Annotated in this window: 13 protein-coding genes; 5 read left to right on the top strand and 8 right to left on the bottom strand. The window is 61.8% G+C overall.

Features of this window, described 5'->3' with window-relative positions:
• Positions 1–46: 46 nt before the first annotated feature.
• From AUC43_RS13560 to AUC43_RS13540, 5 genes are all read right to left on the bottom strand, one after another.
• Entirely contained in the window at positions 47–697 is a 651-nt protein-coding gene (locus tag AUC43_RS13560; RefSeq protein WP_082685090.1) for a TIGR04282 family arsenosugar biosynthesis glycosyltransferase, read from the bottom strand.
• On the bottom strand, positions 690–1,220 hold the full coding sequence (locus tag AUC43_RS13555) for a rhodanese-like domain-containing protein (protein ID WP_068194562.1): 531 nt from the start codon (positions 1,218–1,220) through the stop codon (positions 690–692). The genes AUC43_RS13560 and AUC43_RS13555 overlap by 8 nt, the downstream gene beginning before the upstream one ends.
• Before the next feature lie 110 nt (positions 1,221–1,330).
• Entirely contained in the window at positions 1,331–1,870 is a 540-nt protein-coding gene (locus AUC43_RS13550) for a heme NO-binding domain-containing protein (RefSeq protein ID WP_257721707.1), read from the bottom strand.
• A gap of 139 nt (positions 1,871–2,009) precedes the next feature.
• Complete coding sequence (locus AUC43_RS13545) at positions 2,010–2,918, bottom strand: anti-sigma factor (protein WP_068194557.1); 909 nt, start codon at positions 2,916–2,918, stop codon at positions 2,010–2,012.
• 7 nt (positions 2,919–2,925) lie between these two features.
• Positions 2,926–3,486 carry an RNA polymerase sigma factor gene (locus tag AUC43_RS13540; RefSeq protein WP_071885918.1) on the bottom strand — a complete coding sequence of 187 codons (561 nt, stop codon included), beginning with the start codon at positions 3,484–3,486 and terminating at the stop codon, positions 2,926–2,928.
• Positions 3,487–3,709: 223 nt separating this feature from the next.
• On the opposite strand from AUC43_RS13540, the gene AUC43_RS13535 reads away from it, so the two are divergent.
• The gene (locus AUC43_RS13535; protein WP_068194549.1) at positions 3,710–5,104 is read left to right on the top strand and encodes an NAD-dependent succinate-semialdehyde dehydrogenase; all 1,395 of its coding nucleotides are present in this window, start codon (positions 3,710–3,712) and stop codon (positions 5,102–5,104) included.
• A gap of 246 nt (positions 5,105–5,350) precedes the next feature.
• On the opposite strand, the gene AUC43_RS13530 is transcribed toward AUC43_RS13535, so the two are convergent.
• The 3 genes from AUC43_RS13530 to AUC43_RS13520 form a co-directional block, all read right to left on the bottom strand.
• A complete protein-coding gene (locus AUC43_RS13530) occupies positions 5,351–6,118 on the bottom strand; it encodes a YdcF family protein (protein WP_068194547.1) in 768 nt (255 codons plus the stop codon).
• Between the two features lie 25 nt (positions 6,119–6,143).
• Positions 6,144–6,503 carry a thioredoxin family protein gene (locus tag AUC43_RS13525; protein WP_068194544.1) on the bottom strand — a complete coding sequence of 120 codons (360 nt, stop codon included), beginning with the start codon at positions 6,501–6,503 and terminating at the stop codon, positions 6,144–6,146.
• Positions 6,504–6,622: 119 nt separating this feature from the next.
• Positions 6,623–8,374, bottom strand: coding sequence for a DUF885 domain-containing protein (locus AUC43_RS13520; protein WP_068198617.1), 1,752 nt, complete (start codon positions 8,372–8,374; stop codon positions 6,623–6,625).
• 143 nt (positions 8,375–8,517) lie between these two features.
• On the opposite strand from AUC43_RS13520, the gene aspA reads away from it, so the two are divergent.
• The 4 genes from aspA to AUC43_RS13500 all read left to right on the top strand — a co-directional run bounded on the left by aspA (position 8,518) and on the right by AUC43_RS13500 (position 13,992).
• Positions 8,518–9,924 carry an aspartate ammonia-lyase gene (aspA, locus tag AUC43_RS13515; protein WP_068194541.1) on the top strand — a complete coding sequence of 469 codons (1,407 nt, stop codon included), beginning with the start codon at positions 8,518–8,520 and terminating at the stop codon, positions 9,922–9,924.
• A 238-nt stretch (positions 9,925–10,162) separates the two neighbouring features.
• A complete protein-coding gene (locus AUC43_RS13510) occupies positions 10,163–11,038 on the top strand; it encodes an alpha/beta hydrolase (RefSeq protein ID WP_068194539.1) in 876 nt (291 codons plus the stop codon).
• Positions 11,039–11,132: 94 nt separating this feature from the next.
• The gene (locus tag AUC43_RS13505; RefSeq protein ID WP_068194535.1) at positions 11,133–12,152 is read left to right on the top strand and encodes an aldo/keto reductase; all 1,020 of its coding nucleotides are present in this window, start codon (positions 11,133–11,135) and stop codon (positions 12,150–12,152) included.
• A 241-nt stretch (positions 12,153–12,393) separates the two neighbouring features.
• Positions 12,394–13,992 carry a protein adenylyltransferase SelO gene (locus AUC43_RS13500; protein WP_068194532.1) on the top strand — a complete coding sequence of 533 codons (1,599 nt, stop codon included), beginning with the start codon at positions 12,394–12,396 and terminating at the stop codon, positions 13,990–13,992.
• Positions 13,993–14,090 lie beyond the last annotated feature (98 nt).

Raw genomic sequence — 14,090 nt, 5'->3', positions numbered from 1 at the left:
ATCTGGCAGCCAGTTAGCTTTAATACCACTTGTACCCATCTTGTTCTCAGCCTACTATAGCCGCGCGCCAGGTGGCCAAATCATCGGCCGTGTCTACATCGTGCAGCTCTGGCAGCAGCGCCACGCGCCGGCCCAGGCGTTGGGCATCGGCTACGGTATCGGCCAGTACCGTTTCAGTGCTCCAGGCTTTGTTTTGAAACAGCTCGGGCTGGGGCTGGCGCAGGGCCAGCAGGTAATACCCGCCATCGGTGGCGGGGCCCAGCACCACGTCGTGCTGGCTCAGCAGGGCAAAGGCTTCGGTGAGGTGCTCGGTCCGGAGGCCGGGGCAGTCGGTGCCGATGATGGCCACCTTCTCCGCCCCCGCCGCAAAGGCTGCCGCGAAAGCCGCGGTCATGCGCTGGCCCAGGTCGCCGGCTTGCTGGCTGCGGGCAGTTAGTTGGCCCCACTCCTGCGCCTCCTGCGCCGTAGGTACCGGGCCGGCGGTGCCGGCCAGCCACACCGTAGCCGGCACGCCCGCCTCCGCTATCGCCGCGCGGGTGATGCCGAGCAGCTCATGGTAAATGGCCAGGGCCTCGAAGTCGCCCACGCCGGCGGCGAGCCGGGTTTTTACCTGGCCCAGCGCTGGCACGCGCGCAAATACCAGCAAGTGCGCCGCGCTGGCTGGAGTAGCTACGGCGTCCATCGGTTCTTTACTCATATACTTTTTGCCCGTTTTTGAGCCAGGGGCTCCACAGCGGCGAGTACGGGTGCACGTTGCGGGTGAGGCCCTGGGCGTTGTACACCGGGTAGCCTTCGTTCACCCATTCAAACAGGCCCCCGTATAGATTGCGCACGCTCCGGAAGCCCAGCGCGTGCAGCCGCTCGCCCAGCCGCTCGCTGCGGTAGCCCACCGAGCAGTACACCACAACAGGTTGCTTGCGGTCGATGCCCACAAACCTTTCCCTGGCCAGCGAATCGTAATTCACGAACCGGGCGCCGCGCAAATGGCTCACCTTAAACTCGGCTGGGGTGCGGGCATCGAGCAGCAGCGGCGCGGCGGGCCGGCTCAATTCCTGCACCAGGGCCGCCGCTTTGACGGTGGGCACGGTGTTGCGATACAAGGCCTGCAGCAGGCGGTCGTAGTTAGGATTGCTGCCGCCCGGTGTGCCCGTGCCAGCCTGGCCGCAGGCGCTCAGCGCAAACAAGCTTAAGAAGGCAAAACCGGCGCGTTTCAAGACCATAGTGGCTCAGAATAAGGGGAATAAGGCGAGGGTGGATAGCAGGATTGGGCTGCGGGCGCCTCCCTCGGGGAAGTATCCGGGTATGAAAAGCTCCTAGGGCGCCCTTCGGTTCAATTGCGGCGCACGTGGATGCTTACCCGTTCGCCTTCTTCGCTGGTGGTAGGCATCACGTCGATGCGGTCGGCTTCGTCGAAATAGATGGCCAGGCCCCGCACGATGCCCACGGCCAGCCCGCTCATGCGCCGCGGCGAGACGTACTCAATCATCAGCTCGTTGGGGCCCAGGCGGGTGACGTTGAGCACGGGCGGCGCGTTTTTGACGTGCTCCTGGCGCACCTGCTTGTGCATGGTATTTTCGGTGTGCTCAATCATTTCCAGGGTGCGCCAGCCGGGCTGCACCAGTTTCTGGTACATGTACATGAGGTCGGGCACCAGGTACTCGCCGAACTTCTCGTGCAGTTCGCCCGCCGACATGCCCGTCATCTCGGCCGCGTGGCCCACCAGGGCATAGATGTGCTCGTCGGGATAAACCGTTTTGTGGTCGAACTCGGTGTTTTCGAGGCCGGACAGCTCCACCAGCTTTACCCAGGTGCTGTGGTCGTACTGGGTTTGTACATAGCGTTTTAACAACGCAAAAATAGAGCCATGCATAAAAGAGGGTTTCAGACTGGTAGAATACAAAATTACCGCCTGCCAGCCGCTTTGGCCCACAGGCGGTAATCCTCCGAAAGTTATGGGAAATCAGCTCAACTCTTTTGGTTCTTCCCTTCGCAGAGTGCGGACAGGGCTTTTAGATGTTCCCCACCACGGTCATGGTGCTCAGGGTTGGGCTTACGCTGCCGCCTTCGGGCTCCACCGTCATGGCAAAGGTCTGGGCGCTGGCAATGTCTTTCATCTGCTGAAGGCCTTCGCCAGTGGCCGTGGCCGCGGTGAGCACGCCGGCATCCACGGGCTGGCCTTTGTCGAGGGCCCAGAGCTGGTACTGCTTGCCGGCGGGCAGGGCGGGCAGGCTTTTCACGTCGACGAAGACCTTATGGGTCGCGGGGTTAAACAGCACCTTGGCGTGCGCCGTGGGCGCAGTTTTGGTGCCGGCCAGGGCCACGGCCCGGAACTCGTCGCTGCGCAACACTTGGTTTTCCTGGCGCAGGGCGCCGAGTTCTTTCTGCACCACAGTGGTCGTGGTGGCGAAGCGGGCCTGGTCGTTTTGCAGGGCCACGAGGTCGGAGCTAGCGTCTTTCCAGCGGCTGTATAGCAGCGCATTGGCGCCCAGGCTCAGGATAAGGGCCACCGAGGCCGCCATGGCCCAAGTGGAGCGCGAGGAACTAGCAGCCACCGGAGCAGCCGAGGACAGGGGCCGCACCACCGCTTCTGGGGCCGAGTCCACGGGTTGATTTGTAGAAGCATAGGCGACGCTATTGGCTTGGGCCACGGCGTCTACATCGGCCCGCAGCGTACTGCTGGGCTTCGCAATCTGAGCCATTACGTTGCCCAGCACCCGCTCGCGCATGCCGGCAGGTGGCGTGAGGGCGTGTGCTTCGGCATAAAAACCCAACGCCTCCTGTACCTGTTGCAGTTCGGCCTGGATTTCGGGGTGGCGGGCCGCCTGTGCTTCCACGGCCGCTTGTTCGGCGGGCGAAAGCTCTCCGAGAGCGTACTGCTCCAGGATGCCCGATTCTATATAGTCTTGGATGTTTTCCACGATTGATTCAGCGAATAAGTTTGCTAAGGACTTTGATGGCGGTGCGGGCCCGGGTTTTCACCGTTCCCAGCGGAAGGTTGAGCTCCTCGGCCACTTCACTTTGCGTAAAGCCCTCGAAATAGAGCAGGTCGATAATCTGACGCTGTTCGGGAATCAATTTCTGCGTGATTTCCTGCAGCCCTATGTGCTCCGGGCGGAAGGTCGTGGGTGCGGCTTGGCGCTGCGCCGTCAGACTATCGTCCAGTCCCTGAGTGCGGCTACCTACGCGGTGCTGACGTGAGCGGATTTTATCGATACTCAGATTCCGACATATATTAAGAACCCAGGTAAAGAGGCGGCCTTTGCTGGAGTCGTAGCTGGCAAAGGCGTGCCAGATTTTCACCAGGGCTTCCTGCAGCACGTCTTCGGCCTCGTCTTCGGCTTTCACAATGCGGAAGATGACGCCGTAGAGGGCCGCCGAATACCGCTCGTAAAAGAGCGTCATGGCCGATTCGTCGCGGGCCTGCAGCCGTCGCACGAGTTCCGCCTCGGCGGCGGGTGGTAGGGAAATAAGGGGGGTATCGGACACGGGAGTGACAGAAAGTGAAAAAAGAGGCCAGAACCGGCACCATACTTAGCGCACGAAAATACGCGGAGCCGGGCAATGGGCACCATACGCGCTGGGCCTACGTAACCGAACCACCCCCACTGAAGTTGAAGCTTTGGGAAATTACCGCCTTGCGCTTCAGCTTGAAGGCCATTTCCCGCGTACTGTTGCGTCTTTCTCACCTTGCTATTCTTGCCTTCCCGTTATGGCCATCGAAACTTACAATCCCCACACCGGCCGCGTGCTGCGCCGTTTCACTCCTTTTAGTTGGGCCAAAACTGAGCGCATCCTCGACCAGGCCCACCGCGCCGCCGCCAAGTGGCAGGCCACGCCGTTTGCCCACCGGGCCGACGTGCTGCGCGCCGCCGCGGCCCTGCTGCGCGAGCGCCAGGACGACCTGGCCCGCACCATGGCGCTGGAAATGGGCAAGCCCGTGACCGACGGCCGCGCCGAAGTGCAGAAATGCGCCGCCTGCTGCGAGTTCTACGCCGAGCACGCCGAAGGTTTCCTGGCCGATGAGGTGGTGAAAACCGACGCCAGCCGCAGCTTCATCAGCTACCAGCCCCTGGGCGTGGTGCTGGCCATTATGCCCTGGAACTTCCCGCTCTGGCAGGTTGTGCGCTTTGCCGCGCCGGCCCTGATGGCCGGCAACGTGGGCCTGCTCAAGCACGCCTCGAATGTGCCGCAATGCGCCCTGGCGCTGGAGAAGATATTTCACGATGCGGGCCTGCCGCCGGCGTGTTTCCGCACCTTGCTTATTGGCTCCGATTTGGTTGAGAAGCTGCTGAGCGACGACCGGGTGCGCGCGGCCACGCTCACCGGCAGCGAGGGCGCCGGCGCCTCCGTGGCCGCCATCGCCGGGGCCCACATCAAGAAAACCGTGCTAGAGCTGGGCGGTAGCGACGCCTTCATCGTGCTGGCCGACGCCGACGTGGCCCTGGCGGCCAAAACCGCGGCCCAGGCCCGCATGATAAACACCGGGCAGAGCTGCATTGCCGCCAAGCGCTTTATCGTGGAGAAGCCGGTAATCAAGGATTTTATCAGCCAGATGAAAACCCACCTGCTGGCCATGCGCCCCGGCGACCCCCTCGACGATGCCACGCAGTACGGCCCCCTCGCCCGCCCCGACCTGGCCGATGAGCTCACCAAGCAGGTAAACGACTCTGTGGAGCAAGGCGCTAAAGTGGAGCTGTTCGGCGGCCAGGCCAAGCCCGGCACCGCCCTGTTTCGGCCCATGATTTTGTCGAACATCAAGCCCGGCCAGCGCGCCTACGAAGAAGAGCTGTTTGGGCCCGTGGCCTTGGTGCTGGAAGCCAAAAACGCCGACGACGCCGTGCGCCTCGCCAACGACTCCCGCTTCGGCCTGGGCGCCGCCATCTGGACCTCCGACTCCAAGAAAGGCGAAGCCTTGGCCCGGCAAATTGAAAGCGGCGCCGTGTTCGTAAACGGCCTCGTAAAATCCATGCCCGAGCTGCCCTTCGGCGGCGTCAAAAAGTCCGGCTACGGCCGCGAGCTGTCGTACCTGGGCATCCGGGAGTTCGTGAACCAGAAATCCGTGTGGATTGGCAAGGACGCGGCTGCGTCTGCGAAGGTGGAGTAGCGGGAAGGGCGGGTTTTAGCTCAAGTAAAAGTAAAATTGAATCAGACAACAAAATTGAATCAGACAACTTGGAGTACGCAGGGTAGCCCCTCGCTTCGTTGTCATGCTGACGAAGAAAGCATCTTATCACGCTCCAACGATTGGTTCTGACTTGATAAGATGCTTCCTTCGTCAGCATGACAGCCGATTAAGTCGCTAGCCCATACGAGATGCTTCGCTGCGCCCGCCATGACGTTCTAATTCAACTCACAAATACCCCAACGCCTTATAAACAGCCCAACCGCTCATCTCGTGAATGAGCAAACTCCAGAGCACCAGGGCCTCAGGGTCCGGCACAAACCAGTAGTCCGGGGTGCGGGCGCGGTCGGTGGTGCGGAAGCCGGCGGGGAAAGGAATTGGACTTAGCCCAACTTTATAAAAGCAGCCCAGGGCGCGCCGCTCGTGGAACGCCGAGGTTACCAATATCAACGACTGGATGTCGGGGTGGGCAACCAGCAGCTGCTTCGTGAACACCGCGTTTTCGTGCGTATTGCGGCTGCGGGTTTCTACCAGGATGTGCGACTGCGGCACGCCGGCCAGGCGCAGCAGCGTGGTTAAGTCCTCGGCTTCGGTGTGGGCCTTTTGCAGCACCGCCCCCGAGCCGCCCGATACGATGATGCGGCGCACCCGTCCGGCCCGGTACAGCCACAGCGCGTTGGTGAGGCGGTCGGCGCCCTGACCCAGATACACCCGGTCGTGCGGCGATTTGCTGACTTCCGTAACGCCGGTGAGCAGCACAGCGGCATCGGCGTGGGCGGGCAGGGCCGCAAGCGGCACCGGCGGCATTTCCCACGCCAGCAAGGCCTCGTTGACGAGGGCCGGATTGGTGCCGACGAGCGTGAGCAGTGCGGCGGCTATCAGCCACTGGCGCTGGCGACGCGGCTGCCGGGCCACCAGCGCGGCTAGCAGCAACGCCAGCAGCCACACGGTAGGCAGCAATACGAAATCGAGAACTTTGGAAAGTAGGAAAAACATCGCCAAAAGTAAGGCGACGGGCGTGCTAGGCCGGTTGGGGCTGGTGAGCGCGCAGGCGGTCGAGCTGGGCCAGCACGGCTGCATCGGTTACCTGGGTGTCGCACTCCAGCATCCGGCCCTGGCAGTAGCTCACGAAAAACGGCGCCGCGCGCTGGGCCATCAGGTGCTTGGCTACGGGGTTTTCGTCGGAATCGAGCCGGATGAACAAGATGCCGTCGTAGGCTTTGTCGCCGGCAAGCCTTTGAAAGCCCGGGGCTACCAACGCGCAAATCGGGCAGTTATCGGCCGTAAATTGGGCCAACACCTTCGGGTGCTCGTAGATGAACTGCCGGAGCCCCTGGTCATCCGTATCAACGACGGCCGAATTGAGTAGTTTTTCTAACATAGAATAGTGGCAATGGCGGGGCGCCAGCAAAAGTAAGGTCAACCTTGCTACCCCGCGCCTCAGACACCATGAACATCTAAATGATTCCGGTGCTCCGGCCCAGTTGGATGAACTGGCGATTACTTCCGCAGCATCAGCTCGCGGATGTATTTGACCGGGGCGCTGCCGTAGCTGAGAAACTCTTCGTGAAAGGCTTTCAGGTTGAAATTCTTGCCTTGCTTTTTCTTTATTTCTTCGCGCAGGGCATAAATCTCGGTGTAGCCCGAGAAGTAGCTGCTGAGCTGCACCTGGCTGAGCGTGGCGCGCAGCCACTTTCCGCGGGCCTCGGCTTCCTCTTGGAAACCATCGCGGCGTAGCATCGTCACCACGTCGTTTTCGCTCATGTTGTCGACCTGAATGGCGCGGTCGATGATGCTGTTCAGGGTCACGCGCATGTTCCACTTGTCCCAGAGCAGCCACATCTCGTCGGAGTTCTTGCCGTAGCCGTTTTCCAGCATCATGCGCTCGGCGTACACGGCCCAGCCCTCCACCATGGCGCCGTTGCTGAAAATGCTTTTCACCAGTGAAGGCGAGCGGTTGGCGTACACCAGCTGAGTGTAATGGCCGGGAATGGCCTCGTGGATGTTGAGAATCTGCAGGGTGTAGTCGTTGTACTCGCGCAGGTAGCTCTCGGCCTGAGCCGGCGTCCACTCGGCCGGAATCGGCTCCACGTTATAATAAGTATTGGCGCCTTTGTCATAGGGGCCGGGGGCCGATACGCTGGCGCCCGTGCCGCTGCCGCGCATGTAGAGCGGCGTTTCGCGCACCACCAGCGGCTTGCTGGGGTCCTGGGTCAGAAGCTTATGCTCGTTTACAAACGCCACCAGCGTCGGAATCTGGCGCTTCACCGCATCCACAAACCCTTCGCGCGGGGCGTGCTTCAAGGTGAGCTGATTGACCACGGCGGTGATGAGTGCCAGCGTGTCGGCCGGGGCTTTTTGGCCGGGGAAATACTTGGGGTACAGCCGCGCGGCGCGTTGGCCCATGTCGTGCAACAGCTCGGCCTTGTGCTTAAGGGCTTGCTGGTAAATTTCGGCGGCGGTGAAATGCGACTGAATGTCGTAGGCAAACTTCTGGTCAAACAGGTCCTTGCCGATGCGGAACGAGCGAAACTTGCCAGCCGGCAGCACCTGCTTCTGCAAAAAATCGAGGTAGCCCTGCACCGCCTGCCGCGTGGCGGCGATGCGGTCGGTAAGCGTTTTTTTCTCCACCGCGCTCAGTCCCGACTTCTGCACCGAGTCGGCTAAGGCCGAGCCGAATACGGCCAGGCCGCCGGTGTTTTGCTTGATGGCCAGCTGGGTGTGTTCCCGCGTTGGGCTGCTGAGGTTGGCCCGCGCAGCAGCGTAAAACTCCGCGGCGTGGCTGATTTTGTCGGAGATGTTGCGCAGGCGGCGGTCCAGCGGGAAGTAGCGGCCGTTGAGCAGGTCGCCCACCGTGGCGCCCAGGTTGTAGCCGGCCGGGTTCCACTGCCAATTCTGGAGCGTATCGGCGTACCAGCGTTCGGCCCGCAGCTCGTTGCGCAGCAGGCGCAGGTCAATCTGGTTGTTGGGCGAGAGGCTATCCAGCGAGAACTTGCCGAGCGCGGCCAGGTACTGCTGCGTAAAAGCGGCGTCGCGCCGGCGCTGGGCGGCATCGGGGATTACCTGCAGCGAATCGTACTTGTGGTAGTCCTGCGAGGAAGCAAAATCAGGGTTTTGGCGCCAAAGCGCTTCTATAAACCGGTTTTTGAAGGCATCGAAGCGGGCATCGGACGCAGCGGTTGCGGCTGGCTTATCACCGTGGGAACAGCTGGCTACGGCCAGGGCCAGCAAGGGCAGGTAGCGAAGTTTCATGCAGAGCGAAAACGCGGATAATTTTTGGGCGGGAATGCAGTAAAGGAACACCGCAAACCCCACACTTAGCCAAGCTGAGCTGTACGTTTGTCTGCCGCTTTACTCATTTCGTACAAGCCCCTCCATCCCACCGGCCCCTGCCCATGACCACCTTCCGAATTGAACACGACTTCCTCGGCGAACGCGAGCTGCCCGACACCGCATACTACGGCATCCAGACCCTGCGCGCCCTCGAGAACTTCTCCATTACCGGCATTCCCATCAACACCGAGCGGCTGTTTGTGCAGGCCCTGGCCTACGTGAAAAAAGGCGCGGCCCTGGCCAACTGCGAGCTGGGCGTGCTGCCCGCCCCCATCGGCGAAGCCATTGTGGCGGCCTGCGACCGAGTGGCAGCCGGCGAGTTCGACAATCAGTTTCTCACCGACATGATTCAGGGCGGTGCGGGCACGTCAGTGAACATGAACGCCAACGAAGTAATTGCCAACGTGGCCCTCGAAATCATGGGCCACCCCAAGGGTGCCTATCAGTACTGCCACCCCAACAACCACGTCAACTGCTCGCAAAGCACCAACGACGCCTACCCCACCGCCTTTCGCATTGCGCTCAACAACAAGCTGGTGGGCTACCGGGAAACCCTGGGCGCGCTGGCCGATGCCTTCGCGCAGAAAGGCGTGGAGTTCCAGGACGTACTCAAGATGGGCCGCACCCAGCTCCAGGATGCCGTGCCGATGAGCATGGGCGACGAGTTCCACGCCTTCGCCACCAACCTGCGCGAGGAGCTGCTCCGCATCGACGACTCGCGCCGCCTCATCGATGAAATCAACATGGGCGCCACCGCCATCGGCACCCGCGTAAATGCCCCTGCCGGCTACCCCGAGCTCGTGACCGAGTACCTGCGCCGCATCACCGGCCTCAACCTCATCCTGGCTGGCGACCTCATCGAGGCCACCTATGACACGGGCGCCTACGTGCAGCTCTCCGGCGTGCTCAAGCGCACGGCGGTGAAACTCTCCAAAATCTGCAACGACCTGCGCCTGCTCTCCTCGGGCCCCCGCTGCGGCATCAACGAAATCAACCTGCCGCCCCTGCAGCCCGGCTCCAGCATCATGCCCGGCAAGGTGAACCCCGTGGTGCCCGAAGTGGTGAACCAGACCGCCTTCTACGTCATCGGGGCCGACCTCACCGTGACCATGGCCGCCGAAGCCGGCCAGCTCCAGCTCAACGTGATGGAGCCGGTGATTTCCTTCGCCCTGTTCACCAGCATCAGCTACATGACCAACGCCTGCCGCACCCTGCGCGACAAGTGCGTGGTGGGCATCACCGCCAACAAGGCCCACGCCGAAAGCCTCGTGCGCAATAGCATTGGCATCGTCACCCAGCTCAACCCCGTCATTGGCTACGAGGCCTCAGCCGAAATCGCCAAGGAAGCCCTCCTCACCGGCAAGTCCGTGCACGACATTGCTGTGACCGAACGCGGGCTGCTCACCCAGGAGAAATGGGACGAGATTTTCACGTTCGAAAATCTGATTCGGCCGGTGTTTATGCGGTAACGCCCGTCGGCACATTTCCGGTAATCCGTCTAGCAGATTGCAGCGACTCATCTTGCCCGCGCCGTCTGTCATGCAGAGCGTAGCGAAGCATCTTATCACGCCACAACGATTCGTTCTAACTCGATAAGATGCTTCGCTGCGCTCTGCATGACAGAGGATTGGTTTATTGCTGTAAGCAAGACGCTCACAGCATGACGTTTTTATATCGCTCACTCCCATTCCACACAATTCCGTCCTCATGCTCCGCCTCCTACTCCTTACGCTATTCCTCCTCACAGCATCTACCGCCTCTTTTGCAGCTCGCATCGATACGCTGGCCATTCCCAGCGCGGTCATGCACAAAACTTACCGCGCCGCGGTAGTGCTTCCGGCTTCCTACGCCAAAAACAAGAAGGCTCATTACCCGGTGCTGTACCTGCTGCACGGCGCCTACGGCCACTTTGCCGACTGGCTGAAAAGCACACCCGACAAGCAGCTGGTGCACAACCTAGCCGACCAGTACAACATGATTATTGTGCTGCCCGAGGGCGAAACATTCAGCTTTTACCTCGACAGCCCGGTGAGCCCGGACAGCCAGTTCGAAACCTACCTGGCCAAAGAAGTTCTGCCCAAAATCGACCAAACCTACCGCACCGTGGCCGAACGCAAAGGCCGCGTCATTTCCGGGCTTTCCATGGGTGGGCACGGGGCCCTGTTTCTCTCGGCCCGCCACCCCGACCTCTACTGCGCTGCCGGCAGCATGAGCGGCGCGCTGGATTTGATGAGCTTTAACCGCAAGCTCTCCCCTGCCGATGCCGTCCAGCGCGCCAAGCTCTGGGCGCCCGTTCTCGGCTCTGAAGCCGACAACCCCGAGCGCTTTGCCGCCAACTCTGTGGTCAACCTCGTCGACCTGATTCAGCGCAACAAGCTGCCGCTCATCATCGACTGCGGCGTCGATGACGGCCTGATTGACATCAACCGCGAAGTGCACCGCCGGCTCGTATACAACCACACCCCGCACGACTACACCGAGCGGCCCGGCGCCCACACCTGGGAATACTGGCAGAATGCGCTGCCGTACCAGCTGCTTTTTTTCCAGCAGGTACTGAAGCAAAATGGGGTGACGGTGCTGTAGCTGGGTCGGGAGTAGGTTGAGCTGGCTCAACGCAGCCCAACAACATTCCGCCGCTAGTCCGGTTCTTTCCCGCTAACCGCCTTTCCCAGTTTCCATGAAATACAATCTGCTCGGCCAAACCGGCCTCAAAGTATCGGAGCTCTGCCTCGGCACCATGACCTTTGGCGGCAAGGGCTGGGCCCAGGCCATTGGCTCGCTCCAGCAGCCGGCCGTGGACGACATTATGCGGCGCGCGCTCGACGCCGGCATCAATTTCATTGACACGGCCAACGTCTACTCCGAAGGCCTTTCCGAGGAACTCACTGGGCAGTCCATCCGCAACCTGGGCGTGAACCGCGACGACCTGGTGCTGGCCACCAAAGTGCGCGGCAAAATGGGCGAAGGCCCCAACGATTCCGGCCTCACGCGCAAGCACATCATGGCCGAAGCCGAGGCCAGCCTCCGGCGCCTGAACACCGACTACATCGACCTCTACCAAATCCACAGCTACGACCCGCTCACGCCCCTGGACGAAACCCTGCGGGCCCTCGACGACCTGGTGCGCAGCGGCAAAGTGCGCTACATCGGGGCCAGCAACCTGGCGGCCTGGCAGCTGATGAAGGCGCTCGACTACTCGCATTTCCGCCACCTGTCCCGGTTCGTGTCGCTGCAAGCCTACTACACCATTGCCGGGCGCGACCTGGAGCGCGAACTGGTGCCGCTGCTGCTCGACCAAAAAGTGGGCCTGATGGTGTGGAGCCCCCTGGCCGGCGGCTTTCTCAGCGGCAAGTTCACCCGCGAAAACCTACAGGCCGACGACTCTCGCCGCAGCGGCTTCGACTTCCCGCCCGTCAACAAAGACCTGGCCTTAGACATCATCGACCACCTGCGGCCCATGGCCCTGGCTAAAGACACTTCCGTAGCGGCTCTGGCACTGGCCTGGCTGCTGCACCAGCAAGTGGTGACCAGCGTCATCATCGGCGCCAAAAAAATGGAGCAGCTCGACGATAACCTCCAGGCCGTCGACGTACGGTTTACGCCCGAGGAGCTGCAGCAGCTTGATGAAGTAAGCAAGCTCACCCCCGAATACCCGGGCTGGATGCTGGCTTTCACCGGCGGCGACAGACAAGCGTAATTACTGCGCCCAAGCACCTTCACCTAACAGGCCCGCAGCTCAACTGTGGGCCTGTTGAGTTTGCTGGGAATCAGTAAGGATTTTTTAAAGCTGAGCGTTACGGTGTTGGTCTGCCATTATATCTGAAGAACTCTCACCCTAAGCTCAACCGAACAAGCCCGCCCAATACCCGTTTGCCAGCTTGCAGCGGCTGGTTTTGAGCCCTGCTTCTCCGTCTCAACTCGTTAGCTACTCTCTCCCAATGACTCCTCAGCAACTACACGAAGCCGAATTCAGCAACACTTTAGTTGATGAGCTGCACGGCGAAACCGCCCCGGACAACCGGCCCCGCCAGGTGCCGGGCTACACGTATTCGCGGGTTGAGCCAACGCCCGTGCGCGACCCGCACCTGCTGGCTTGGTCCGACGACCTCGGCGACTACCTTGGCCTGGCCCGGCCCGCCGAGCGCGGCCCCACGGTGGATGCCCTGGCCGGCAACCTCGTAACGGACAGCATGAAGCCCTTTGCGGCGCGCTACGCCGGCCACCAGTTTGGCAACTGGGCGGGCCAGCTCGGCGACGGCCGCGCCATTTCCCTGGGCGAGCTGGAAGCCACCGACGGCAGCACCTGGGAAATCCAGCTCAAGGGCGCGGGTCCCACGCCCTACTCGCGCCGCGCCGATGGCCGGGCCGTGCTGCGCTCCTCCCTGCGGGAGTTTGTGTGCAGCGAGGCCATGCACTACCTGGGCGTGCCCACCACCCGGGCCCTTAGTTTGGTGGGCACCGGCGATACCGTGGTGCGCGACATGTTTTACAACGGCAACCCCCGACCCGAGCCGGGCGCCATTGTGGCCCGCGTGGCGCCCACCTTCATCCGATTTGGCAATTTCCAGATGATGGCCGCCGCCGGCGAGCTCGACAACCTGCGCGCCCTGGCCGACTACGTTATCACGCACCACTACCCCGAGCTGGGGGCGCCCTCGCCGGAAGTCTACGTGCAGTGGTTTGCCGAAATTTGCCGGCGCACCGCCGTGATGGTGGCCCACTGGATGACCGTGGGCTTTGTGCACGGCGTGATGAACACCGACAACATGTCCATCCTGGGCCTCACCATCGACTACGGCCCCTACGGCTGGCTCGAGCCCTACGACCCCGGCTGGACGCCCAACACCACCGATTTCAGCTACCGCCGCTACGCCTTTGGCCAGCAGCCCCAGGTCGCGCTCTGGAACCTGGCGCGGCTGGCCGAGGCGCTGGCGCTGCTCGTTTCCGATGTGGAAGTGTTGCGGCCCGGCCTCGATTCGTACGTGACGGCATTTGAAAGCACGCGGCAGGAAATCATGCTCCGCAAGCTGGGCCTCACCGCCCTGCACCCCAAGGAAGACGTGCACCTGACCGGCGGCCTGCACGAGGCGCTGGCCGAAGCCGAGGTTGACATGACCATTTTCTTCCGGCAGCTTTCGCACATTGCCCCGGAACTGGTAGCCGCGCCCGAGCAGGAAAGCGAACGTTTCCAAGAGCTGCTGGCCGCCGCGACCTATGTTCCGATGCCCAACCCGGCGCACACGCCCTTGCTCCAGTGGCTGCAACGCTACCTGCAGCGCCTGCGGCAGGAAACCAATTCCGAAGCGGCCATCAAGGCCCTGATGCTGGGCGCCAACCCCAAGTACGTGCTGCGCAATTACCTGGCTCAGAATGCCATTGAAGCCGCCGAAAAAGGCGACCTTGCCTACTTGAACACGTTGATGGAGGTTCTCAAACACCCATATAGTGAGCAACCCGAGCACGAGGAATTTGCCGCCAAACGCCCCGATTGGGCCTGGGACATGCCGGGCTGCGCCACGCTTTCGTGCAGTTCTTAAATTTGCAGCCATTGGCCGGAATTAGCCGTTTTAAATCCAGCTCAACTTCCGGCACAAAGTCTTCCCGAAGCCTTGATATAGCAGTAAATCACTTTGGT

This window comes from Hymenobacter sedentarius (genome assembly GCF_001507645.1).
Lineage (GTDB): Bacteria > Bacteroidota > Bacteroidia > Cytophagales > Hymenobacteraceae > Hymenobacter > Hymenobacter sedentarius.
The sequence above is the reverse complement of the archived record's forward strand: the minus strand, read 5'-3'. Positions and strand labels throughout refer to the sequence as shown.

What these genes read in the sequence shown, in the direction of transcription:
- AUC43_RS13560 (WP_082685090.1), bottom strand. Translation starts at nt 697, where the DNA reads ATGAGTAAAGAACCGATGGACGCCGTAGCTACTCCAGCCAGCGCGGCG.
- AUC43_RS13555 (WP_068194562.1), bottom strand. Translation starts at nt 1,220, where the DNA reads ATGGTCTTGAAACGCGCCGGTTTTGCCTTCTTAAGCTTGTTTGCGCTG.
- AUC43_RS13550 (WP_257721707.1), bottom strand. Translation starts at nt 1,870, where the DNA reads ATGCATGGCTCTATTTTTGCGTTGTTAAAACGCTATGTACAAACCCAG.
- AUC43_RS13535 (WP_068194549.1), top strand. Translation starts at nt 3,710, where the DNA reads ATGGCCATCGAAACTTACAATCCCCACACCGGCCGCGTGCTGCGCCGT.
- AUC43_RS13530 (WP_068194547.1), bottom strand. Translation starts at nt 6,118, where the DNA reads ATGTTTTTCCTACTTTCCAAAGTTCTCGATTTCGTATTGCTGCCTACC.
- AUC43_RS13525 (WP_068194544.1), bottom strand. Translation starts at nt 6,503, where the DNA reads ATGTTAGAAAAACTACTCAATTCGGCCGTCGTTGATACGGATGACCAG.
- AUC43_RS13520 (WP_068198617.1), bottom strand. Translation starts at nt 8,374, where the DNA reads ATGAAACTTCGCTACCTGCCCTTGCTGGCCCTGGCCGTAGCCAGCTGT.
- aspA (WP_068194541.1), top strand. Translation starts at nt 8,518, where the DNA reads ATGACCACCTTCCGAATTGAACACGACTTCCTCGGCGAACGCGAGCTG.
- AUC43_RS13510 (WP_068194539.1), top strand. Translation starts at nt 10,163, where the DNA reads ATGCTCCGCCTCCTACTCCTTACGCTATTCCTCCTCACAGCATCTACC.
- AUC43_RS13505 (WP_068194535.1), top strand. Translation starts at nt 11,133, where the DNA reads ATGAAATACAATCTGCTCGGCCAAACCGGCCTCAAAGTATCGGAGCTC.
- AUC43_RS13500 (WP_068194532.1), top strand. Translation starts at nt 12,394, where the DNA reads ATGACTCCTCAGCAACTACACGAAGCCGAATTCAGCAACACTTTAGTT.